21 protein-coding genes, 1 tRNA gene and 2 riboswitches are annotated in these 21,854 nt (G+C 69.9%); of the genes, 7 read left to right on the top strand and 15 right to left on the bottom strand.

All coding sequences use genetic code 11. The features are described from left to right. Positions 1-74 precede the first annotated feature (74 nt). From cobF to cbiE, 6 genes are read right to left on the bottom strand one after another with little or no spacing between them, the layout of a single operon-like run. A complete protein-coding gene (gene cobF, locus QE360_RS09970; RefSeq protein ID WP_309701205.1) occupies positions 75-839 on the bottom strand; it encodes a precorrin-6A synthase (deacetylating) in 765 nt (254 codons plus the stop codon). Then, positions 836-1,558 carry a uroporphyrinogen-III C-methyltransferase gene (cobA, locus tag QE360_RS09965; protein WP_309701203.1) on the bottom strand — a complete coding sequence of 241 codons (723 nt, stop codon included), beginning with the start codon at positions 1,556-1,558 and terminating at the stop codon, positions 836-838. Before cobA ends, cobF begins: the two co-directional genes overlap by 4 nt. Before the next feature lie 8 nt (positions 1,559-1,566). After that, positions 1,567-2,874, bottom strand: coding sequence for a cobyrinate a,c-diamide synthase (locus QE360_RS09960; RefSeq protein ID WP_309701201.1), 1,308 nt, complete (start codon positions 2,872-2,874; stop codon positions 1,567-1,569). Beyond that, positions 2,871-3,635 (bottom strand): precorrin-4 C(11)-methyltransferase, encoded by a 765-nt coding sequence (cobM, locus tag QE360_RS09955; protein WP_309701199.1) that lies wholly within the window; start codon positions 3,633-3,635, stop codon positions 2,871-2,873. Before cobM ends, QE360_RS09960 begins: the two co-directional genes overlap by 4 nt. Then, the gene (locus tag QE360_RS09950; RefSeq protein ID WP_309701197.1) at positions 3,632-3,988 is read right to left on the bottom strand and encodes a cobalamin biosynthesis protein; all 357 of its coding nucleotides are present in this window, start codon (positions 3,986-3,988) and stop codon (positions 3,632-3,634) included. Before QE360_RS09950 ends, cobM begins: the two co-directional genes overlap by 4 nt. Beyond that, positions 3,982-5,181, bottom strand: coding sequence for a precorrin-6y C5,15-methyltransferase (decarboxylating) subunit CbiE (gene cbiE, locus QE360_RS09945; RefSeq protein WP_309701195.1), 1,200 nt, complete (start codon positions 5,179-5,181; stop codon positions 3,982-3,984). Before cbiE ends, QE360_RS09950 begins: the two co-directional genes overlap by 7 nt. Here cbiE and QE360_RS09940 point away from each other — a divergent pair. Beyond that, positions 5,180-5,926: a cobalt-precorrin-6A reductase gene (locus tag QE360_RS09940; RefSeq protein ID WP_309701193.1), complete on the top strand. Its 747-nt coding sequence runs from the start codon at positions 5,180-5,182 to the stop codon at positions 5,924-5,926. The genes cbiE and QE360_RS09940 overlap by 2 nt on opposite strands. Here the strand turns inward: QE360_RS09940 and cobJ are convergent. The 7 genes from cobJ to QE360_RS09905 all read right to left on the bottom strand — a co-directional run bounded on the left by cobJ (position 5,902) and on the right by QE360_RS09905 (position 15,024). Next, positions 5,902-6,651 (bottom strand): precorrin-3B C(17)-methyltransferase, encoded by a 750-nt coding sequence (gene cobJ / locus QE360_RS09935; protein WP_309701191.1) that lies wholly within the window; start codon positions 6,649-6,651, stop codon positions 5,902-5,904. The genes QE360_RS09940 and cobJ overlap by 25 nt on opposite strands. Then, a complete protein-coding gene (cobI, locus tag QE360_RS09930; protein ID WP_309701189.1) occupies positions 6,648-7,376 on the bottom strand; it encodes a precorrin-2 C(20)-methyltransferase in 729 nt (242 codons plus the stop codon). Before cobI ends, cobJ begins: the two co-directional genes overlap by 4 nt. After that, complete coding sequence (locus QE360_RS09925; protein ID WP_309701186.1) at positions 7,373-8,002, bottom strand: precorrin-8X methylmutase; 630 nt, start codon at positions 8,000-8,002, stop codon at positions 7,373-7,375. The genes cobI and QE360_RS09925 overlap by 4 nt, the downstream gene beginning before the upstream one ends. Beyond that, positions 8,002-9,126 carry a cobalamin biosynthesis protein CobG gene (locus QE360_RS09920; protein ID WP_309701185.1) on the bottom strand — a complete coding sequence of 375 codons (1,125 nt, stop codon included), beginning with the start codon at positions 9,124-9,126 and terminating at the stop codon, positions 8,002-8,004. The genes QE360_RS09925 and QE360_RS09920 overlap by 1 nt, the downstream gene beginning before the upstream one ends. Next, a complete protein-coding gene (cobN, locus tag QE360_RS09915) occupies positions 9,123-12,506 on the bottom strand; it encodes a cobaltochelatase subunit CobN (protein ID WP_309701183.1) in 3,384 nt (1,127 codons plus the stop codon). The genes QE360_RS09920 and cobN overlap by 4 nt, the downstream gene beginning before the upstream one ends. 5 nt (positions 12,507-12,511) lie before the next feature. Further along, positions 12,512-13,549 carry a cobalamin biosynthesis protein CobW gene (gene cobW / locus QE360_RS09910; RefSeq protein ID WP_309701181.1) on the bottom strand — a complete coding sequence of 346 codons (1,038 nt, stop codon included), beginning with the start codon at positions 13,547-13,549 and terminating at the stop codon, positions 12,512-12,514. Between the two features lie 180 nt (positions 13,550-13,729). Beyond that, positions 13,730-13,931, bottom strand: a riboswitch (cobalamin riboswitch). A gap of 22 nt (positions 13,932-13,953) precedes the next feature. Then, the gene (locus tag QE360_RS09905) at positions 13,954-15,024 is read right to left on the bottom strand and encodes a HoxN/HupN/NixA family nickel/cobalt transporter (protein WP_309697031.1); all 1,071 of its coding nucleotides are present in this window, start codon (positions 15,022-15,024) and stop codon (positions 13,954-13,956) included. Positions 15,025-15,188: 164 nt separating this feature from the next. After that, positions 15,189-15,391, bottom strand: a riboswitch (cobalamin riboswitch). Between the two features lie 109 nt (positions 15,392-15,500). Here QE360_RS09905 and QE360_RS09900 point away from each other — a divergent pair. Beyond that, the gene (locus QE360_RS09900) at positions 15,501-16,067 is read left to right on the top strand and encodes a septal ring lytic transglycosylase RlpA family protein (protein ID WP_309701179.1); all 567 of its coding nucleotides are present in this window, start codon (positions 15,501-15,503) and stop codon (positions 16,065-16,067) included. Between the two features lie 63 nt (positions 16,068-16,130). Continuing rightward, complete coding sequence (locus QE360_RS09895; protein WP_309701177.1) at positions 16,131-16,322, top strand: hypothetical protein; 192 nt, start codon at positions 16,131-16,133, stop codon at positions 16,320-16,322. Between the two features lie 581 nt (positions 16,323-16,903). Here the strand turns inward: QE360_RS09895 and QE360_RS09890 are convergent. Further along, positions 16,904-16,980, bottom strand: a tRNA-Pro gene (locus QE360_RS09890). Between the two features lie 192 nt (positions 16,981-17,172). Here QE360_RS09890 and yajC point away from each other — a divergent pair. From yajC to QE360_RS09870, 4 genes are read left to right on the top strand one after another with little or no spacing between them, the layout of a single operon-like run. Continuing rightward, a complete protein-coding gene (gene yajC / locus QE360_RS09885) occupies positions 17,173-17,523 on the top strand; it encodes a preprotein translocase subunit YajC (protein ID WP_307100460.1) in 351 nt (116 codons plus the stop codon). A 4-nt stretch (positions 17,524-17,527) separates the two neighbouring features. Then, entirely contained in the window at positions 17,528-19,132 is a 1,605-nt protein-coding gene (gene secD, locus QE360_RS09880; RefSeq protein WP_307100462.1) for a protein translocase subunit SecD, read from the top strand. 16 nt (positions 19,133-19,148) lie between these two features. Further along, positions 19,149-20,129 carry a protein translocase subunit SecF gene (secF, locus tag QE360_RS09875; protein ID WP_309701176.1) on the top strand — a complete coding sequence of 327 codons (981 nt, stop codon included), beginning with the start codon at positions 19,149-19,151 and terminating at the stop codon, positions 20,127-20,129. Between the two features lie 9 nt (positions 20,130-20,138). Beyond that, complete coding sequence (locus QE360_RS09870) at positions 20,139-20,522, top strand: Mth938-like domain-containing protein (RefSeq protein ID WP_307100466.1); 384 nt, start codon at positions 20,139-20,141, stop codon at positions 20,520-20,522. Here the strand turns inward: QE360_RS09870 and QE360_RS09865 are convergent. Then, positions 20,504-21,700: a glycosyltransferase gene (locus QE360_RS09865; RefSeq protein WP_309701174.1), complete on the bottom strand. Its 1,197-nt coding sequence runs from the start codon at positions 21,698-21,700 to the stop codon at positions 20,504-20,506. The genes QE360_RS09870 and QE360_RS09865 overlap by 19 nt on opposite strands. Between the last annotated feature and the right edge of the window lie 154 nt (positions 21,701-21,854).

Below are 21,854 nucleotides of genomic sequence, written 5' to 3'. Positions count from 1 at the left end.
TTTGGGGCGCTGCCCTCCCCCATCCCCTCCCGCCTGCGGGAGGGGAGCGGCTAGCGGCGAGTTGAGGGACATCGTCAAAACCCCTCCCCCACCAGATCCCCGCCCCGCCGCAGCAGGTACACATCCATGATCCAGCCATGCACGCGCCGCAGCGCCGCCCGGCGCGCGACGATCCGCTCGGCGACGTCCGCCAGCCGCCCGGACTCGATCGCTTGCTGCGCCATGCCCAGATACGCCCCCCACCAGATCGCGACATCCGGCTGGTCGAGCGTCGTGAAGGCGCATCCGCCGTCCAGCATCACCGCGACGCTGTCCGCCCCTTGCGGCCAGCCAGTTTCGCGCAAGCGTCGCCCGGTCGTCACCATCACCGGCGCGCCGACCGCGTTGAACGGGATGGCATGCGCCGCGCACAGCGCCTGGAGGCTGGTGATCCCCGGCACCACCGTCACCCGCTCCACCGCCGCCAGCCGCCGGGCGATTCGGATCGTGCTGTCATAGAGCGAGGGGTCGCCCCAGACGAGCAGCGCCACCCGCCCGCCATCCGGCAGATGCGCGGAAATCTCCGCCGCCCAGCATTCGGCGATCGCGTCATGCCAATGCTCGACCGTATCGAGATAGGCACCCTCCGCCGCGCGCACCGGCAGGTCGAACTCGACCACCCGCACCTCCGCCCCCACCAGCACCTGCGCGCAGATGTCGCGGCGCAGGTCGATCAGCTCGATCTTGTCGCCTTTACGCGGCAGCAGGATCAGGTCGGCGGCGCGCATCGCGGCCTCGGCGGCGCGGGTCAGGTGGTCGGGATTGCCCGTGCCGATGCCGATCAGGTCGAGATGGATCACAGATCCTCCATCAACGGGCCATAGAGGATCAGCGCCGCCTTGTCCGACACGCCCTCCGCCAGTCGCGCGGCCAGGCCGCCCACGGTCGAGCGGGTCAGCCGCTGGTCGGGACAGCCGACATGCTCGGCCATCAGCGCGGGCGTTTCGTGCGGCAGGCCATGCGCGATCAGCGCATCGGCCAGCGCGGGGAAGGTCCGCTTGGGCATGAACACCACCGTCGTCGCGCTCGCATCGGCCAGCGCCGCCATGTTGCGGTCGGCGGGCAGCGCGCCGGTCACGTCATGGCCGGTCACGAACTGCACCCGCCGCGCCTCGGCCCGCCGGGTCAGCGGAATGGCGGCCGCCGCCGCCGCCGCGCTTGCCGCGCTGACGCCGGGGACGATCTCGAAGCCGATACCGGCCGCCTTCAGCGCGACCATCTCTTCCTCCAGCCGCCCGAAAATGCCGGGATCGCCCGATTTCAGCCGCACCACCCGCTTGCCCGCCAGGGCGTGATCGACCAGCAGCCGGTCGATCTCCGCCTGTTTGGGCGAGGCGCGGCCCGCCCGCTTGCCCACCGCAATCAGTTCGGCTCCGGGCCGCGCATGGGTCAGCATGGGTCCGGCGGCCAGATCGTCGAACAGCACGACATCGGCCTGCGCCAGACATCGCGCCGCCTTGAGCGTCAGCAATTCGGGATCGCCCGGCCCCGCGCCGACCAGATGGACGAAGCCGCTCACCACCCCCCTCACCACCAACGCGCCACCAGATGGAAGAAGGTGCCGGTCACCGCGCCCCGCCGCGATCCGGTTTCGGGCACCGCCTCGCCCTGCGCATCGACGACATGCGCAAGCGGCGCGTCGGGTTGTTCGAGGACGGTCGAGTAATGGAATTCATGCCCGCCCAATACCGCGCCCTCGGGCATCCCCGCCACCTCGCCCAGCAGCGTCGCACGGCGGTAACCCAGATGCATCTTGCGCTTGGCATAGCTGGTCACGAGGCCGAGCAGCCCCGCCATCCGGTGGCTGACGCCCTCGGCATCGATCAGCGCCTCGCCCAGCGCCATATAGCCGCCGCACTCGCCATGGACCGGCCTGGTCCGGGCATGGTCGGCCAGTCCGGCGCGGAAAGTCTCCGCCGCCGCCAGCCGCCCGGCATGAAGCTCAGGGTAACCGCCGGGCAGCCAGACCAAATCGGCCGACGCATCGGGTGCCTCGTCGGCGAGCGGCGAGAAAGGCAATATCTCCGCCCCGCCCGCGCGCCAGCCCGCCAGCATATGCGGATAGACGAAGGAAAAGGCCGCATCCTGCGCCAGCGCGATCCGCTGCGCCGGGGGTGGCGGCAGGACCGCGTCGATGACGGGCGCGGTCTTGGCATAGGCCGCCGCGCGGATCGCTTCCAAGTCGACATGCGCCGCCAGGAACGTCGCATAGTCGCCGATCAGCCGGTCGAGTTCGGGATGCTCGACCGCCTGCACCAGCCCCAGATGCCGCTCGGGTAGCACCAGATCGCCGCGCCGGGGAAGCGCGCCGAAGACCGGCAGGCCGATCTCCTCGAACCCCAGCTTCGCCAGCCGCTCGTGACGCGGGCTCGCCACGCGGTTCAGGATCACGCCGGCCACCCGCAGGTCGGGATCATAGCGCGCAAAGCCGAGCGCGGTCGCCGCCGCCGACTGCGCCTGTCCCGACACGTCGATGACCAGCACCACCGGCCAGCCCATCCGCCGCGCCGTCTCCGCGCTGCTGCCCATGCCGGTCGCGCCGGGTCTGGCGACGCCGTCGAACAGCCCCATCGAGCCCTCCGCCAGCACCAGTTCGGCATCCGCCCCACGTTGCCCCAGCGTATCGAGCAGCGGCGCGGGCATCGCCCAGCCGTCGAGGTTGAACGACGCCCGCCCGCACGCCGCGCGGTGGAAGGCGGGGTCGATATAGTCGGGGCCGCTCTTGAACGGCTGCACCGCCACCCCCGCATCGCGAAACGCGCGGAGCAGGCCCAGCATCACCGTCGTCTTGCCGGTGCCCGAAGCGGGCGCGGCGATCATCAATCCTGGCGTCATTCGATCGTGTTCCCGGGGCGATAGCGACGGTCATAGCCCTCAGCGTATAACCGGCTCTCGGCGAAATCGCTCTGGTCGAGGACACGCCCGACCAGGATCAGCGCGGTCCGCTCGGGGCCGTCGGCGGCCGCCGCCTCGATGGTGGACAGCGTCGCGCGAACGATCCGCTGCTCGGGCCAGCTGGCGCGCCAGACGATCGCGACGGGGCAGTCCGCGCCGTAATGCGGGGTCAGATCCGCGACCACTTTCGCAAGGTTATGGATCGACAGATGGATGGCGAGCGTCGACCCCGTCGCGGCGAAAGCAGATAACGACTCCCCTTCGGGCATGGCGCTGGCGCGGCCGGGGGTGCGGGTCAGGATCACCGACTGGGCGATGCCGGGGAGGGTCAGCTCGCTTTCCAGCACCGCCGCCGCCGCCGCGAAGGACGGTACGCCGGGCGTGACCGACACCGGGATGCCCAGTTCGCGCAACCGCCGCACCTGCTCGCCCATCGCCGACCAGACCGACAGGTCGCCCGAATGGAGCCGGGCGACATCCTGGCCTTTGCGATGCGCGTCGGAAATCTCGGCCATGATCTCGTCGAGCGTCATCGGCGCGGTGTTCACGATCCTCGCGCCCGGCGGGCAATGCGCCAGCACCGCTTCGGGCACCAGCGATCCGGCATAGAGGCATACCGGGCAGGCCGCGATCAGGTCGCGCCCCCGCAGGGTCAGCAGATCGGGGGCGCCGGGTCCGGCACCGATGAAGTGAACGGTCATTGATCGGGTCCTTGGGCGATGGCGCAGGTCGCCATGCGGTCGGAGGAAATCAGGCGGGGCACGACGATCCGCGCGCCCGGCCCAGCGGCGGCGAGCGCGACCGCCTCGGCCACGCTGCCGACGCTGCGACGAGCGAGGCTGACGGTCGAGCGGGTCGGCGTATCCAGGCCGTCCAGCAGGGCCGCGTCGATCGGACGGACGGACAGGCCCTGCCCTTCGGCAAAATCGGCGATGACGGCTGCGCGGTCGGCGGGCACGGCCAGCGCATCGGGACGTATCCCCGCCGCCGCCAGCGCGCTGCGGAAGGAATCGGGGGTCGCCCCCGCCCGGCATCCGAACCCGGCGATCACCATGCGACCCGCCACTGGACGATGGGATAGCTGGCCTTCCAGCCGCGCTTCGTCCCCAGCGGTCGCGCCTGGGCCAGCTCGATCCGCAACAGCTCGCCCGCGAAACGGGCATGGCACTCGGCCAGCAAAGCCTCCGTCTCCAGCGTCACCGCATGCGCCACCAGGCGGCACCGGGGCAGGATGCGCAAGGCCTCGACCAGCGGCCGCGACAGGCCGCCGCCGACGAAGACCGCATCGGGATGCGGCTGGTCGGTGAGCCGGTCGAGCGCATCCCCCTCGACCAGTTCGAGCCGCTCGACGCCCAGCCGCAGCGCATTGTCGCGGGCGCGGGCCAGCCGGTCGGGATCGCGCTCGAAACCGATGGCGCGGGTCGTCGGGTCGCTCAGCAGCCATTCGATCGCGACCGACCCCGAACCGGCGCCAATATCCCACAATAGCTCACCGGCACGCGGAGCCAGCGCCGATAGTGCAAGCGCACGGACGGGGCGCTTGGTGATCTGTCCGTCATGCGCGAACCAGTCATCGTCCAGCCCGCTCGCGCAAGGCAGGGTGCGGCCGTCTCCCGCAGGCTCGATCGCCACCGCCACCGGGTGCGCGATGTCGGTCCCGTCGAGCGCCGCCGCCGTCGTCCGCCGCACCCGCTCGCGCGGACCGCCCAGCGCCTCCAGCACGGTCAACACACTGTCGCCGAAACCCTGGTCGACCAGCCAGGCCGCGAGCCCCGGCACCGCCGCCCCGTCGCGCATCAGCGCCAGCACCCGCCGCCCCGGCGCCAGATGCGGGCGCAGCGTCTCGATGGGGCGGGCGTGCAGCCCGACGCTCCGGATCGTCTCGACCGGCCAGCCCAGCCGCGCGGCGGCCAGCGACAGGGTCGAGGGGGCGGGATGGGCGATCCACTCGCCCGGCTCCAGATGGCGGGTCACTACCGACCCCGCGCCGAACCAGAAGGGATCGCCTGAGGCGAGCATCACCACCCGCTCCCCCCGCCGGTCGAGGAGCATCGGCACCCCGTCCGCGAACGGTACCGGCCACACGATGCGCCGCGCCGCGCCGCGCTCGGGCAGCAGCGACAGGTGACGGGCCGCGCCCATCACGCTATCGGCCGATTCGATCGCGGCGCGCGCGGGGGCGGTCAGGCCGTCCCAGCCATCCTCGCCGATCCCGACGATCGTCAGCCAGGGTCCGGAGTCAGCCATGCGCCATATCCTTCTGCTCGGCGGCACGACCGAGGCGAGCGCGCTGGCCACCGCGCTGGCGCAGCGTGGCGAGCGCGCGGTGCTGAGCTATGCGGGCCGCACCGACCATCCGCGTGCGCAGGCGATCCCGACGCGGGTCGGCGGCTTTGGCGGCATCGAGGGGCTGGCCGATCATATGACCCGCGAGGGCGTGACGCATCTGGTCGACGCCACCCATCCCTTCGCCGCGCGCATCAGCGCCAACGCGATCGCGGCGGCCGAATTGGCGGGCGTGAAGCTGCTCGCATTGACCCGACCCGCCTGGGAAGCCGGCCCTGGCGACCGCTGGATTCGCGTCACCGATACGGCGGAAGCCGTGGCGGCGCTGGGCAGCGAGGCGGCACGAATCTTCCTCGCGCTCGGTCGCCAGACCATTGGGGACTTCGCCGATGCTGCGCAGCATTTCTACCTGCTGCGCTTCGTCGATGCCGCCGAGGTCTCCGTCCTGCCGCGCCATCATCTGGTCGTGGATCGCGGTCCCTTCACGCTGGCGGGCGAACGGGCCTTGCTGCGCGCGCATCGCATCCAGACGATCGTCGCCAAGAATGCGGGCGGCGCGGGCGCGCGGGCCAAGCTGGAGGCGGCGCGCGAGCTCGGGCTGCCGGTCGTGATGATCGACCGCCCCTTCATCCCCGTCCGACCGCAGGTGGAGAGCGTCGCGGCGGTGCTCGACTGGCTCGATCACGGCGTCGTCCGGGGGGTGTAGAGGATCGGCCGTCCCGCATGCGGGATCATCCGCGTGCGGCTGGACCCGATGATGACGACGGTGCGCATGTCCGCCATCTCGCCCCGCGCCTGGGGCAAGGGCACGATGCGCAGATGCTCCTGCGCGGTCGAGACGGCACGCGCGAACAGCACCGGACGGTCGTCGCCGCACGTCTCGCGGAGCAGCGCAAAGGCTGCGTCCAGCGCATCGGGCCGCGCCTTGGACCGGGGATTGTAAAGCGCGATGGCAAAATCCGCCTCCGCCGCCAGCCGCAGCCGCCGCTCGATCAACGCCTGCGGCTTGAGGTTGTCGGACAGGTTGATCGCGCAGAAGTCATGCCCCAGCGGCGCGCCCGCCCGCGCGCTGGCCGCCAGCATCGCGGTGATGCCGGGCAGGACGCGGATGTCCAGGTCGTGCCACCGCGCCGGGTCCTCCTCCACCCGCTCGAAGATCGCCGCCGCCATGGCGAAGACGCCCGGATCGCCCGAAGAGACCACGACCACCCGCGCGCGCGCCTCCGCCATTTCCAGCGCATGGAGCGCGCGGTCACGCTCGACCCGATTGTCGCTGGCATGGCGGGTCAGGCCGGGGCGTTCGGGCACGCGCGCGACATAGGGGATATAGCCGACCACATCGGTCGCCTCCGCCAGCGCCGCCGACACCTCGGGCGTGACCATGGCGTCCGCCCCCGGCCCCAGCCCCGCGACGATCAGCCAGCCGCTCATGGCCGCCGCCCCTGCCCATGGATCAGCGCGATCGAGAAATAGGGCGCGGGCGCGTCCTCCACCTCCGCCAGCCGCCGCACGCGCTCGCCCGCCTGGGCGGCATGTTCGATCAACCACGCCTGGTCCGACCGCCCCGCCGCCGCGATGGCGCGGCGCAGCTTGGGCAGATGGCGGCCGATCTTCATCACCACCAGCGCATCGGTCTCGGCGATGCGGCGGGTCAGTTCCGGCTCGGGAAGAGTCGCCATCGCGACGGTCAGCACATCGTCGCCCCAGGTGATCGGCGCGCCGCTGGCGGTCCAGGCGCCCGACATGCCGGTGATGCCCGGTACCACCGCGACGGGGGCATGGGGCCGCAGCCGGCTGTGCAGGTGCATGAACGAGCCGTAGAAGAAGGGATCGCCCTCGCACAGCACCACCACATCCTCGCCGCGCTGCACCAGCGACAGGATATGCGCGGTGCAGGTCGCATAGAAGGCGGACAGGCATTCATTGTAGCGCGGGTCGGTGAAGACGATCTCGGTCGTGACCGGATAGTCCATCGGATATTCGACCACGTCGTCCCGCAACATGCCCTCGACGATGGTGCGCGCATGGCCGCGCCGCCCGGCCTTGCGGAAATAGGCGACGTGCCGGGCCCCGCGCACCAGCCGGTCGGCGCGGACGCTCATCAGGTCCGCCGCGCCGGGGCCTAGGCCGACACCGTGGATCGTGCCCGTCGTCATTCGGCGCGGCTCGCCAGCGCGTTGATTGCCGCGACGGTGATCGCACTGCCGCCCGGGCGGCCCTTCACGATGGCGCAAGGGACGGGCATCGCCTCCCACAGCGCGTCCTTCGACTCCATCGCGCCGACAAAGCCGACCGGACAGCCGATGATCGCCGCCGGGCGCGGACAGTCGGGGTCCTCCAGCATGGTCAGCAGGTGAAAGAGCGCGGTCGGCGCGTTGCCGATCGCCACCAGCGCGCCCGCCAGATGCGGCCGCCACAGCTCCAGCGCGGCGGCGGAGCGGGTCGTGCCCATCTCCTTGGCCAGGGCGGGCACCGACGGATCGCGCAAGGTGCAGATCACCGGATTGTCGGCGGGCAGCCGCGCGCGCGTGACCCCCTCGCTGACCATATGCGCATCGCACAGGATCGCCGCGCCCGCCGCCAGCGCCTGCCGCCCCGCCGTCGCGAAGCCGCGCGAGAAGTGGATCGACGGGGCGAGTTCGACCAGCCCGGCGGCATGGATCATGCGGACCGCGACCGGCTCCTCCTCCGCATCGAAGCGGGCGAGCTCCGCCTCGGCGCGGATGATGGCGAAGGACTGGCGATAGATCGCCGCGCCATCGGTTTCGTAACGATAGGGCATCAACAGGCTCCGAGAAGCGCGACCGCCCGCTCGGGCGACAATCCGGTGTGAAGCGGTGCCGCCCCGGCGCGGGCGTGGCGGGCCAGATCGAAAGCCCCCTCGCGCCCGGTCAGCACCCAGTCCGCCGCCCGTGCCCGCGCGCAGCCCTTCGCGCAACCCGAGACGTGCAGACGCCCCTCGATCAACGGCGCGAGGCGGGCGGCCAGATCGCGGGTTTCGACGCTCGCCTGGGGACAGGCTGGCGCGCCGACACAGGCGTCGACATGCAGGATCGGCGCATCGTCCAGCACCATGCCGGCGGCCGGTAGGGGAACGAGGCCCTCCGCGATCAGCAGCCGCCACGGGGTCAGCCGGACGGCACAGCCCTGGCTGCGGACAAAGGCGGCCAGCGCCGATGCCCCGATCCGGCCGAACGGCAATCCATAGACCGCACCGATCGGATGAGTGCCGGGCCGCATCGGCGAGCCGCCCGCGCCCGGCACCGCATCGCCGCTCGCCCAGTCGGGCAGATCGGCCGCGTGGCGCGCCATCCGTCCGGCGGCGACGCCTTCGCTCTCGACGAACCAGTGCGCCAGCCGGATCAGCGCATCGGCGGCGGTCCGGCGCGTAACGCGCATGCCCGCCGCCCGGCCATCGGCGCGCAGCAGCAAGCCCCCATCCGCCCCCCGCTCGATCCGGAAATCGGCGGGCGCTTCCATCAGCATCGGGGTCGGCCCCGCATCGATCGCAAAGCCGATCTTGCTCGGCAGATCGGGCAAGTCGGTCAGCCGCGCGCGCAACTCGGTCGCGATGCCGTACGAATCGTCGCCCTCGCGCCAGTCGGGATTGATCAGGATCGCGCCCCGCGCCTCGCGCACCGGATCGGGATCGACCAGCCCCAGCGCGCGGAGCGCCTCGACCATCGGGGGCCAGCTCCGCTCAGTCGCGCCGCGCAGTTGCAGGTTCGCGCGAGCGGTCAGGTCGATCTGGCCATTGCCGTGGGCGTTTGCGGCCTCGCACAACCCCTCGACCTGATGCGCCGCCAGCCGGGCGAGCGGCGGGCGGACCCGGACCAGCAGGCCGTCGCCCGCCATCATCGGCCGCCACGCATCGGGGCACCAGCCCTTGACCACGAACCCGCTCATGCCGCGCCGTCCAGCATCGCCAGCACCGAGTTGCGCCGCGTCCGCCACAGCCCCGCCGCATGAAGCGCCGCGAACCGCACCTCCATCGCCGCCAGCGCCTGCGGGTTCGCCTGCGCCATGAAGTCGCGCACCTCGTCGCGGGCGAGCGTCGCGTCCCAGTACAGATCGATCAGTGACGCTGGGACCATGTCCGCCAGATGCGCGAAGCTGCCCAGATGGTCGAGCGTCGCCGCGATCTCCGCCGCGCCGCGAAAGCCATGCGCCATCATCCCCGCCACCCAGCGCGGATGGGCGGCGCGGGCATGGACGGTGCGGGCGATCTCCTCGGCCAGCGTCCGCGCCCTGGGGCTGGCCGGATCGCGCGTGTCGAGATGATAGAGCGACGCCGCCCCCTCTCCCAAGGCCGCCCGCGCCGCCGCGAATCCCGCCTGATGCGCGGCATAATCGGCGGCGAGCAGCAGATCGCTTTCGGGCAGGTCATGGACATGGACAAAGGCCTGCGCCCCCGCCACCCGCGCGGCGATCCCCTCCGCATCGCGACGGTCGCCGTCGTCGAGCGCGGTGGCCGAGGCGGCAAGCCAGCTTTCCCCCGCCGCGATCCGCGCGGCCTCGTCATAGCCCGCCTCCGGGTCCAGGCCGATGCCGTATCGGCCCGGCGCGGGGCCATAGACGCGCGGCGCCGCCTGCCCGACATAGGGGTTCCATTCGGGCTCTTCGTCACGCTGACCGAGAGCCCGCACCGCCTGCCCGAACAAGGCGACCAGATGCGGGAAGGCGTCGCGAAACAGCCCCGACACGCGCAGCGTCACATCGACGCGCGGCCGGTCGAAACGCATCAGCGGCATCACCTCGAACCCCGTCACCCGTTCGGAACGGTGGTCCCAGACCGGCTCGACCCCGATCAGATGGAGCGCCATGGCGAATTCCTCGCCCGCGGTTCGCATCGTCGCCGATCCCCAGAGATCTACGATCAGGGTGCGCAGGTGATCGCCCTCTTCCTGCATGTGCCGCCGGATCAGTTCCTCGGCGAGCTTGACCCCTTGCGCCTGCGCGGCGCGGCTCGGCACCGCGCGGGGATCGATGGCGTAGAGGTTGCGACCCGTCGGCAACACATCGGCGCGGCCCCGGTAAGGCGAACCCGATGGCCCCGCCGCCACCCGTCGTCCGTCCAGCCCCGCCAGCAGCCCGGCCCGCTCGGCCGCGCCCTGTTCGCCGCGCCCGAAGACATGGAGCCCCTCGCCGAACTGGCTGTCCTTCACGTCGCAGACAAAGGCGTCGATCCGGGCGAGCTGGTCCTCCGCCCCCGCCAGCCCCAGCGTCTCGCCCAGCCCGACGCTGTCCGCCTCTTCGGCGATCAGGCCGCGCAGCCGGTCGCGGCGCGCCGGGTCGAGGCCATCGGCATTGGCGTACTCGTCCAGCAGCGCCTCCAGCCGCCCGAGCCCCGCGCCCGTCTGCGCCTGAACCAGCGCCGGCGGGACATGCCCGATCGTCACCGCACCCAGGCGTCGCTTGGCCTGCGCCGCCTCGCCCGGATCGTTGACGATGAAGGGATAGAGGACCGGCCAGTCACGGGCCAACGCCTCGGGCCAACAGGCGTCCGACAGCGCGACCGCCTTGCCGGGCAGCCACTCCAGCGTGCCATGCGCGCCGACATGGACCAGCGCGTCAATCGCTTGCGCGCGGAGCCAGAGGTAGAAGGCAACATAGGCGTGACGCGGACAGCGCGACAGGTCGTGATAATCCTCGCCCCGCGCACTCGGTCGGCCGCGCTCGGGCTGGAGCGCGACGGTCGCCTTGCCCAGCGCCAGCGCGGGGAAATGGAAGGCGGCGCCCTCGACCAGCGGGTCCTGCTCGACCGCGCCCCAGCTTTCGATCAGATCGGCGCGCAACGCTTCGGGCAATGTGGAAAGTGCGTCGTGATATGCCGCCACCGGCCATGCGATACGGTTTGCGAGCAACGCGGCGGGCAAATCCGACGGGGCTTCCACATCATAACCGGCCTCGCGCAGATCGCCGAGGATCGCTTGCGCCGAGGCGAAACCGTCCAGCCCGACCGCATGCGCCGCCTGCCAGTCCTTGCCCGGATAGGTGGACAGCAGGATCGCGAGCCGCCGCTCCGCCGCCGGGGTCGTCGCCAGCCTCGCCCAGCCTGCGACCTTGTCCGCCACGGCGGCGATCCGCGCGGGCTCGGCGCGGTGGAGACGCAGGGCGATGTCGAAATCGGGGTCGCGCTCGCCGGGTTGCTTGAAGCTGATGACCCCCGCGAACAGCCGTCCGTCGATCTCGGGCAGGACGACGTGCATGGCGAGGTCGGCGGGCGACAGGCCCCGCGCCGAACCCGCCCAGCCCTCGCGGTCGCTGGTCGCGAGCGCCACCTGGAACACCGGCACGCCCGCCCCGTCTAGCGGCGTGGTGTCGTCCTCGACCCGTGCGGAGAAGGCGGTGGCGTTGACGATCGCGGCGGGGGCGAGCGTCTTCACCCAGCGCGCGATCCACGAGCCTGCGCCTTCGGCCTTCAGCGAGGGGACGAACAGCGCCACAGGGTCGAAGCCGCGTTCGGTCAGGGCGACATAGAGGGCGGCGATCGGCTCGAGGTCGGCGGCGGCGAAATAGGCGCGGTAGAAGACGATCAGGACGCGGGGACGGGTTGCGGTGAGCAGGGTTGCGGCTGGGCAGGCTATGCCGTTCGGGGACCAGCCTCCGACGGATGCCAATTGCGGAGAGGGCCCTCCCCCATCCCAGTTGCGGGTGAACGATGCCCCGCATCGTTCAGGCCATGCCGCGGGCATGGCCGACCCACAACTCGCCTGCGGGAGGGGCGTGCCTGGGGCGGGTGTTCCGCCTAAAAGCCCCTCTCCCGGCAGGGGGAGGGGTTGGGGAGGGGCAAGGGCCACGGGCGATACAACTGCCGCAAGCGCCTCCAGAGCGGCAGCAGCCGCCTCCGCCCCCCCCGCATCGCACAGCGCCGTCAGCCGCCGCACCACCGCCTGATCGACGGTGGACGCCGCCATCAACCGCCGGTCCTCGCGCCCGTCCGCCGCCAGCACCGCCAGCGCGATGCCGCGCTCGCGCGCCAGCCGCTCGACTTCGCGCAGGCCGTATTCCCAATAGGCCGCCCCGCCGATCAGCCGGATCAGGATCGCCTTCGCGTGCGCCAGCGTCTGCTCGACATAGGTATCGACCGACAGCGGATGGGCCAGAGCCCCCAGATTGGCGAGCCGCAGCGACCAAGGGAATCCCCCTGCCCGCCAGCCCGCCGCAAAGGCGCTCAGGTCGCTGTCGGAAAAGGACAGCACCACCACGTCACCGGGGCGCTGCCCCAGATCCTGCGGAACCGCTTGTTCCTCCAGCCCATGGCTCTCGCGAAAGACGAGATGCACGCGCGTTAGCCCTTCAGCACGCCCTCGATCGCGGCGCGGTCGATCCGGTCATGCTCGGCGATGACGACCAGCCGGGTGCCGCGCGGCTCGCCCGCCCCCCAGGGACGGTCGTAGCTGGTGCGCACCCGGCGGCCGACCGCCTGGACCAGCAGCCGCATCGGCTTGCCCGCGACCGCCGCATAACCCTTTACGCGCAGGATATCCTGCTGCTCGGCGAGCGTGACGATGCGCGCGGCGATCGCCTCGGGGCTCTCCACCTCGCCCAGCATGACAGAGATACTGTCGAAATCGTCATGCTCGTGATCGTCCGCGCCGTCATGGTGCGAGGGGCGCGCGGCGATGTCGTCCTCGGCGGCGGCTTCCAGGCCCAGCACGATCTCGGCGGAGACGATGCCGTCGACCGCCTCGACCATGGGCAGCGGGCGCGGAGCCTCGGCGGCGATGATCGCGCGCGCCTTGGCGACACCCTCCGCCCCGGCCAGATCGGCCTTGGTCAAGAGGACGAGGTCGGCGCACGCCAGCTGATCCTCGAACACCTCGGACAGCGGGGTTTCATGGTCCAGGCTGGGGTCGGCGGCGCGCTGCGCCTCCACCGCGTCCAGATCGGGGGCGAAGCGACCCGCCGCGACGGCCTCCGCATCGGCCAGTGCCACCACGCCGTCGACGGTGATGCGCGAGCGGATGGCGGGCCAGTCGAACGCCTTCAACAGCGGCTTGGGGAGCGCCAGACCGGAGGTCTCAATCAGGATGTGATCGGGGCGCGGCTCCATCGCCAGCAGCTTTTCGACCGTCGGGATGAAGTCGTCGGCGACGGTGCAGCAGATGCAGCCATTGGCCAGCTCGACGATATTCTCCGCCGGGCAGTCGGGGATGGCGCAGCTTTGCAGGATGTCGCCATCGACGCCCAAAGTGCCGAATTCGTTGACGACGACCGCCAGGCGGCGACCGCCCGCATGGCGGATCAGGTGGCTGATGAGCGTGGTCTTTCCGGCGCCCAGAAAGCCGGTGACGATGGTGACGGGGACCTTGCTGAGGTCACGCATGCTGTTTCTCCGACGCGCCGGACGAGCGAGCGCGGACACGGGACCGATCGCCGGAGCGGTGACGGACGGGCGCAGTCGAATGCGTCCGCCCCGCGTGTCGGCGACCGATGCGGCCCCGGCCGCATGGCTTCGTCGCTCCCCGACGGAGAACCGTGCCCCGACCACCCCCTGGGTCTAGGCAAGAGCGACCATGACGCCGGCAGGTCTCCTGGCTCGCGGGTCAAAGCGAAGGGATGCGCCTTCCCGGATCGCTCCAGTGGCCGTGCCTCCGATGGGGCACCAGCATCGCTCGCTCGCCGCTTACAGTTGCAGGGACAGCCGGGGATTTGCACCCCATTCCCGTTTCAAAGCCCCAAGGGGCACCGGCGCGATCTTCGAGACTTTTCAGTCCCGACGCGCGGCATTTATCCCGCCGCGCCGGGCTTGGCAATTCGCGCCTCCATCGCGGCGAACCCGCGCCAGCGATAGAGGAGGAAACTCGCGCCCCAGCAGATCACGAACAACCCGACAATGGCGAAGCCCAGCACGTTGAAATGCTCCGACAGCGCCCCCGCATAGCGGAACGGCCCCGCGGTCCAGCCGAACCGCTCGGCGAGCAGCGCGGTCGCCTGGATACCGCCGATCACCAGCGCGACCAGCGCCGACACCAGGGTGATCGTCATGTTGTAATAGAGCTTGCGAAGCGGATGGACGAACGCCCATTCATACGCGCCCAGCATCACCAGCCCGTCGGCGGTGTCGATCAGCGCCATGCCCACCGCGAACAGCACGGGAAAGACCAGGATCGTCGCCAGCGACACGCCGTCCGCCGCATGCGCACCCGACAGGCCGAGAATGGCGACCTCGGTCGCGGTGTCGAAACCCAGCCCGAACAGGAAGCCGAGCGGCGCCATATGCCAGCTGCGGCGGATCAACCGGAACAGCGGACGGAAGAGGCGCGACAACGGCCCCTGCCCCGAAAACATCATGGCGGCGTCCGCCTCCGCCATCGGCTCGCCGCGTGCGACCCGGCGGAACCGGGTCCAGACATCGCGCAGGATGATCAGGTTCATGATCGCGATGGCGAACAGGAAACTCGCCGAGACGATGGTGGCGATCGTCCCGCCGCTCTGCCCGAACGCCTCGAAATCGGACAGGGTGCTGGCGGCCAGCGCGACCGTGGTCGCCGCGATCAGGACGATGGCGGAATGGCCGATCGCGAACCACAGCCCGACCGCGATGGGTCGCTGGCCGTCCTGCATCAGCTTGCGGGTGACATTGTCGATCGCGGCGATGTGGTCGGCATCGACCGCATGGCGCAGCCCCAGGCTATAAGCGAGCAGCGCGGTGCCGAGCATCAGGCTGTTGCCCGCGAAGACGCTGAGCGCCCAGCCCCAGACGGCGATATTGACGAAGACCAGCGCGCCCATGAGCAGCGCGACGCGCTTCTTTAGCGGCAACCGGGCGCGCGGCGCTCCGGCATGATGGTAGGACATGGGTGATACCCCCGGCGTCATTGCGACAAGGGCCGAACTCCGCTGTCGCGGTCGCCATCCCACCCCACGGACGCACGCCGGGCGGGATGGCCGATTCGTCTCGGCCGATGGGCGTCGCTCGCATGATACAATATATCCAGCCGGTGACCATCCCCTGGATCGCGGCAAGAGCGACTCGCACTGGCAGGTCTCCTGGCTTGCGGGTCGAAGCGCACGCGACACGGCCTTCCCGGATGGCTCCAGTGGCTGTCCCCTGTCGCAGGGACCGGCGTCGCTCGCTCACCGCTTACAGTTGCAGGGACAGCTGGGGATCTTCACCCCATTCCCGTTTCAAGCCCCGAGGGGCACCGGCGCGATTGACCGGCGGTCTGGCTGAAAGCCGTTGCCGGTCGGCACCGGGATAGTCTGCGGCGGGTGGAGGCGCAAACCGCTTTATCGGGCCGGACGCCCGGCTTAATCCGGATCACATGGTGGATGTGAGAAGATGGCGCCGCTGGGCGCCGGCGGCGGCGTGCCTGGTCGCGGCATGTTCGGGCGGGAATTACCGGCCGGTCAGCGATTATCCGGTGCGGATCGGCAAGCCCTATACGGTGCGCGGCGTCACCTATGTGCCCGCCGAGGACGCGACCTATGACATGCTGGGCTATGCCAGCTGGTATGGCAGCGAATCGGGCAAGCGCACCGCGAATGGCGAGCGTTTCCGCCCCGGCTGGGCGACGGCCGCGCATACCACCCTGCCCCTGCCCAGCTATGTCGAGGTGACGGCGCTGGACACGGGGCGGCGGATCATCGTGCGAGTCAATGATCGCGGACCGTTCGCGGGATCGTCGCGGATCATCGACCTGTCGCGCGGCGCCGCCGAACAGCTCGGCCTGCGCGCGGTCGGCAAGGCGGCAGTACGGGTGCGGCGGGTGGAGCCGGACGAGAAGGACCGCGAACGCCTGCGCCACGGCAAGGCGGCGCGGCCATTGCCGCCGGTATCGGATGCGGTGCGGGCGAATCTGCTGTCGCAGATCGCGGCGGCGGGCATGACGGTGCGGTAGGGCGGCAGTTTCCGCCCACTTGCAGACATTGAGCATGGCTTTGCGATCTGTCATCGTGCGGTAATGTCGCTTGAACACCAGCCGCGCCTGTTGGACGAACAAACCGCTTTCAGGGCGATGTGCGTTTATCTTGAGGCTTACTGGGAGCGAGGCCTGCGGTCATCTGATGACATTGCCCAGCTTTTGTCGATCGTCCACAACGACCCGGCAACGCCGGATGATTGGGCAAATGCTATCGAGCAGGTCGTCCGCTAACGCCCAGCCAGTAGCGGACATGCCGTCAGGGATCTAAGCTGAGCGTTCTCTCAGCCGGGCCGGTGGATAAGACTCGGCGAGGGGAAAGCTGGGGCCTTGCAAAAGGCAGCGGAGCCTCCACCGCTCTCCCAGCACCGCGTGTCCACTAATGTCTCGAGAGCGGACATTCTCGGGTCGTGTATACTGCGCTGATGAGCGACAGTCGCTACAAAGGTGGAAGCACTCGCGGGGGTCGATGGGGTTGCGCCCTCGCAGCGCTTTTCGGCATCCCGGTCTTCATGCTCGCTACGCTGGTTGCGAGCTTAGGTGACTGTATGCCGAACGTGCAGTGCCATCCCAGCTTTTGGCTCGAAGGCATCCTCCCTACCGCGTTAGTAGCGTTGCCAATTGGGCTGGGGGTTAGATGGCTAGTAAACCGTCGATTGAATGATGACGGCTAACCACAATAGGCGGACATTCAGCCCGAGCTAGTTCGGCGCTCGGTGGCGCTAAACCCAGCCTTAGCCCCGCAACAAATACGCCATAACGAAAGAGCGGGCTTTCGCCCGCTCCGCCGCCATCCGCCAATGTTGGAAGAAGATTGGTCGGGGCGACAGGATTCGAACCTGCGACCCCCACACCCCCAGTGTGATGCGCTACCAGGCTGCGCTACGCCCCGACCGAGCGGCGGCCTCTAGGCGGGTTTTCCGAAGGATGCAAGCCTTGATGTGAAGATAGTGCGCACCCCACATCCGGCGCTCCATTGCGCCTGTTCGCCTGCGATGGTAGCGGGCAGGCTATCCGACATGGGGGCTGGTCGATCGTTCGCGGTCGGCGGGTGCCCGTGCCCATTCAGCATAGACGGGTCCGAATGTTCATTCCCTTCACCGCCCCAGTCGCCGCGATGGCTGCCGCCACCGGGGCCACCGCATCGAGCGGCGCCGCCTCGTTCCTCAGCCTGGCGCCGCTGCTCCTCGTCTTCGTGGTCTTCTATTTCCTGATGATCCGCCCGCAACAGCGCCGCATGAAGACGCTGCAAGCCTCGATCGAGGGGGTCAAGAAGGGCGATCAGGTCACCACGGCGGGCGGCATCGTCGGCAAGGTGACCCGCGTCGAGGACCAGCTGGTCGAGGTCGAGATCGCGCCGAACGTCCGCGTCCGGGTGGTCAAGGCGACGTTGACCGACGTGGTCAATCCGAACGCCAAGCCCGCGAACGACTGACCCGATGCTGGATTTCCCCCGCTGGAAGGTCGCTTCCATCGTCGCGCTGCTGGCGGCCCTGTGCCTGCTGGCGATCCCGAGCTTTCTGCCCGAGAGCGTCACCAACACCTGGGGTTCGATTCCGCACCCGCGCGTGAACAAGGGCCTCGATCTGGCGGGCGGCAGCTATCTGCTGCTGGAAGCGGACACCGCCGACCTGGCCAATTCGCGGCTGGAGACGATGCGCGACCAGGTGGCGGCGGAGATGCGGCGCGGCAATCCGCGCATCGAGATCGGCGACATCTCGGTCCGCGGCGGACAGCTCAGCTTCATGCTGCGCGATCCGACCCAGGTCGATGCGGCGCGTGAGCGACTGCTGTCGATCACCGGCGGCGGGGCGGGCATGACCGGCCAGCGCGAATGGGACATCCAGGTCGTCGACACCTCGCGCTTCGTGCTGAAGCCGACCCAGGCGGGCCTGACCCAGGCGGTCGACACCGCGATGAAGACCGCGACCGAGGTCGTGCGTCGCCGTATCGACGCGCTGGGCACCAAGGAGCCCACCATCCTTCAGCAGGGCTCGAACCGCATCGTCGTGCAGGTGCCGGGTCTTCAGGATCCGCAACAGCTTAAGGACCTGATCGGCAAGACCGCCAAGCTGGAGTTCAAGCTGGTCGACACGACCGCCAACCCGGCCGAGGTGGTCAAGGGCAACGCCCCCGCCGGCAGCCAGGTCCTGCCCTATCCGGGCAATCCGCTGGGCGCGCCGGTGATCGCGGTCAAGCGGCCGGTCATCATCTCGGGCGACCAGCTGATCGACGCGCAGCAGACCTTCGACCAGCAGACCAACGCGCCGCAGGTGGCGATCACCTTCGACGCGCAGGGCGGTCGCAAGTTCGCGCGGATCACGCAGGAAAATACCGGCAAGCCCTTCGCCATCATCCTGGACGGCCAGGTGCTTTCGGCCCCCAATATCAACGAACCGATCCTGGGCGGTCGCGCCCAGATCATGGGCAATTTCACCGTCGACACCGCCAACCAGCTGGCGATCTCGCTGCGTTCGGGCAAGCTGCCGATCGACCTGAAGGTCGTCGAGGAACGCACCGTCGGCCCGGACCTGGGCGCCGATTCGATCCGCGCGGGCATCCTGGCCTCGGCGATCGCGGCGGTCGCCGTCATCGTCTTCATGACCGTCACCTATGGCCGGTTCGGCATCTATGCGAACATCGCGGTCGTCATCAACGTGCTGGTCATCCTGGCGGTCATGGCGATGCTGAACGCGACGCTGACCCTGCCGGGTATCGCGGGCTTCATCCTGACCATCGGCACCGCGGTCGACGCCAACGTGCTGATCAACGAGCGTATCCGCGAGGAACGCAGGCGCGGGCGAAGCGTCATCCAGTCGGTCGAGCTGGGCTATAAGGAAGCCAGCCGCACCATCTTCGAGGCGAACGTGACCCACGCCATTTCGGGCGTCATCATGCTCGTGCTGGGCTCGGGCCCGGTCAAGGGCTTCGCGGTCGTGCTGCTGATCGGCATCGTGACCAGCGTGTTCACCGCCGTTACCTTCACGCGGATGCTCGTGGCGCTGTGGTTGCGCCGCGAAAAGCCCAAGACCATCAATATTTGAGGCAGGAGAACAGATCATGCGCCTCCTGAAACTCGTCCCCGACAACACGAACATCGACTTCGTCCGCCTGCGCGGCTGGGCGTTCGGGCTGACGCTCGCGCTCACCCTGCTGGCGGTCGGCGTAACGTTCGCCAAGGGTCTCAATCTGGGCGTCGACTTTGTCGGCGGCCTGATGATCGAGGAGAAATTCCCCACCCCGCCCTCGGCCGACCGGGTACGTTCGGTCATCGACGGGCTGGGCGTCGGCGAAGCCAATATCCAGACGGTCGGCGACGGCCGGACCATCAGCATCCGCCTGCCCGCCCCGGCCTCCAACGACGAAGGCGCGACCAACGCCGTCGTCCGCAAGGTCGAGACCGCGCTAGGCCAGCAATTCCCCGGTGCGACCTTCAGCCGTTACGACACGGTGTCGGGCAAGGTGTCGGGCGAGCTGATCAAGCACGGCGTGCTGGCGGTCGTCCTGGCGATCCTGGGCATCGGCCTGTTCGCCATCTTCCGCTTCGAATGGCAGTTCGGCGTGTCGACCATCGTCGCCATCGTCCACGACCTTCTCGTCACGCTGGGCTTCTTCGCGATCACCCAGTTCGAGCTGGACCTGACGATCATCGCAGCGTTCCTGACCATCATCGGCTATTCGATCAACGACAAGATCGTGATCGACGACCGTATCCGCGAGAATATGCGCCGCTATCGCAAGATGGACATGCGCGAGATCATCAACCTGTCGGTGAACGAGACGCTGCCGCGCACGGTCATGACCTCGGTCACGATCCTGCTGGCGCTGATCGCGCTGCTGCTGCTGGGCGGCCATGTGCTGCGCGGCTTCACCGCGGCGATGATCCTGGGCATCGTGGTCGGCACCTATTCGTCGATCTACGTCTCGTCCTCGCTTCTCATCACGCTGGGGCTGCGCGCCGAGCCGAACCGCGAAAAGCCCGGCACGACCGACAAGCGCAGCATCGCCGACGCCGAGCGCATCACCCCGCGAGAGGGGTAAGCCGGGCGCATGAGCGACTCGATCCGCATCACCCGCGATCCGACCGCCCCCGGCCCGATCGTCCGTGGCTTTGCCGCCACGGGCTTCCGGGTCGGGGAGATCGCCTACCCCGCGCTGCTGCTCTCGCCCGACTGGCATGAGCCGTGGAGCCCGCCGCCCTTCGAGGCGCTGGATGCACAGGCGGTGGCGTCGCTGATCGACGAGGCGCCGGAATTCCTGCTGCTTGGCACCGGTGCGACGCTGCGCCGGGCGCCGCGTGCGCTGATCGAGGCGCTGGAGGCGCGCGGACTGGGTGTCGAGGCGATGGACAGCCGTGCCGCCGCCCGTGCCTGGGGCGTGCTGCGCTCCGAGGGGCGCAAGATCGTCGCCGCGCTCTACCCGCTCGACGCCTGACCGGCCGCCTGGCGGCGCGCGACCAGCCCCGCCAGATGCGAATGAAGCGCCGCGGCATTGGCCGCCCAGGTGAAGTCGCGCACCGCCGCGCGCACCGTCCAGGGATCGGGCGCCTGCTCCAGCACATCGCGGATCGCATCCGCAAAGGCTTCGGCCTCGGGCGCGGTGATTCGCCCCGCCGTGCGGCTGGTCACCACATCGCCCGCCCCGCCCGCCGGCGTGATGACGATGGGCGTCCCGCAGGCAAGCGACTCGACCCAGGCATTGGCAAGGCCCTCGGAGGCCGAGGCCAGCGCCATCACATTGGCCGCCCCCAGCAGCGGCGGCAGCGCCTGGTGCGGGATGCCGCCGACCAGCTGCACCCGCTCGCTCATGCCCAGCCGTGCGACCTGCGCGGCGAGCGCGTCACGCTCCGGTCCCTCTCCCACGATCAACAGCTCGACGCCGGGCAGCCGGGCGACCGCATCGATCACCACATGATGCCCCTTGCGCGGGATCAGCGCGCCGAGCGAGACGACCAGCGGCCCCCGGATTCCCAGCGCCTGCTTGGCGGCGGACCGGTCGATCGGCTGGAAGATCGCCTGGTCGACGCCGGTATGGTGGACCCGTATCCGTTGTCGCGCCACGCCGAGCGCGGCGACGTCGTCGGCCATCGCATCGCTCACCGCCAACAGCCCGTCCGCCCGCGCCGCCGCCCTGGCAACCTGATGGCGGGTGGCCGGGGCCCGCCCCCAATGATGGATGTCCGCGCCGCGCGCCTTGATCGAGACCGGCACGCCATAGCGGCGCCCCAGCGCCACCGCCGCCGGGCCATCGGGAAAGAAGAAGGAGGCATCGATCACGTCGAACCGCTGCTCCTCCCACAGCCGGTCGAGCAGCGGGCACAGCGCCCGGACCAGCGCGGCGACATGGAACCGCCCGCCCGTGCCCGGCAGCGTCACGAAGCGCGGCCGCGCGACCGACAGCCCATGCCATGTCTCCGCCACCGGCAGCGCGGCCTGCGCCCGGAACCGGGCGGCGCGCGCCAGCGGCCAGACCGGCAAGCCGATCGGCGCGACCACGCGCACCGAAACGCCAGGCCGCTGCGCCAGCGCCGCCGTCTGCCGCTCGACGAAAATGCCGAAATTGGGGCGCGTGGCATCGGGAAACAGGCTCGACAGGGTCAGGACGTTCAGCATCAATCCTTCAACTCCGGTCGGCGCGCCCACGATGCGCGACGCTCCATCCTAGCCCGGAAACGGGTGGTGGCAAAAACCATGGCCGCGAAAGATGATGCACATGCGATCATCTTGCACGATCAAATACCCATCCTGACTCGCCACAGTTAAGAAT

Origin of the sequence: Sphingomonas sp. SORGH_AS_0789 (genome assembly GCF_031453055.1) — a bacterium.
In the GTDB taxonomy this organism is placed as follows: domain Bacteria; phylum Pseudomonadota; class Alphaproteobacteria; order Sphingomonadales; family Sphingomonadaceae; genus Sphingomonas.
The sequence above is the reverse complement of the archived record's forward strand: the minus strand, read 5'-3'. Positions and strand labels throughout refer to the sequence as shown.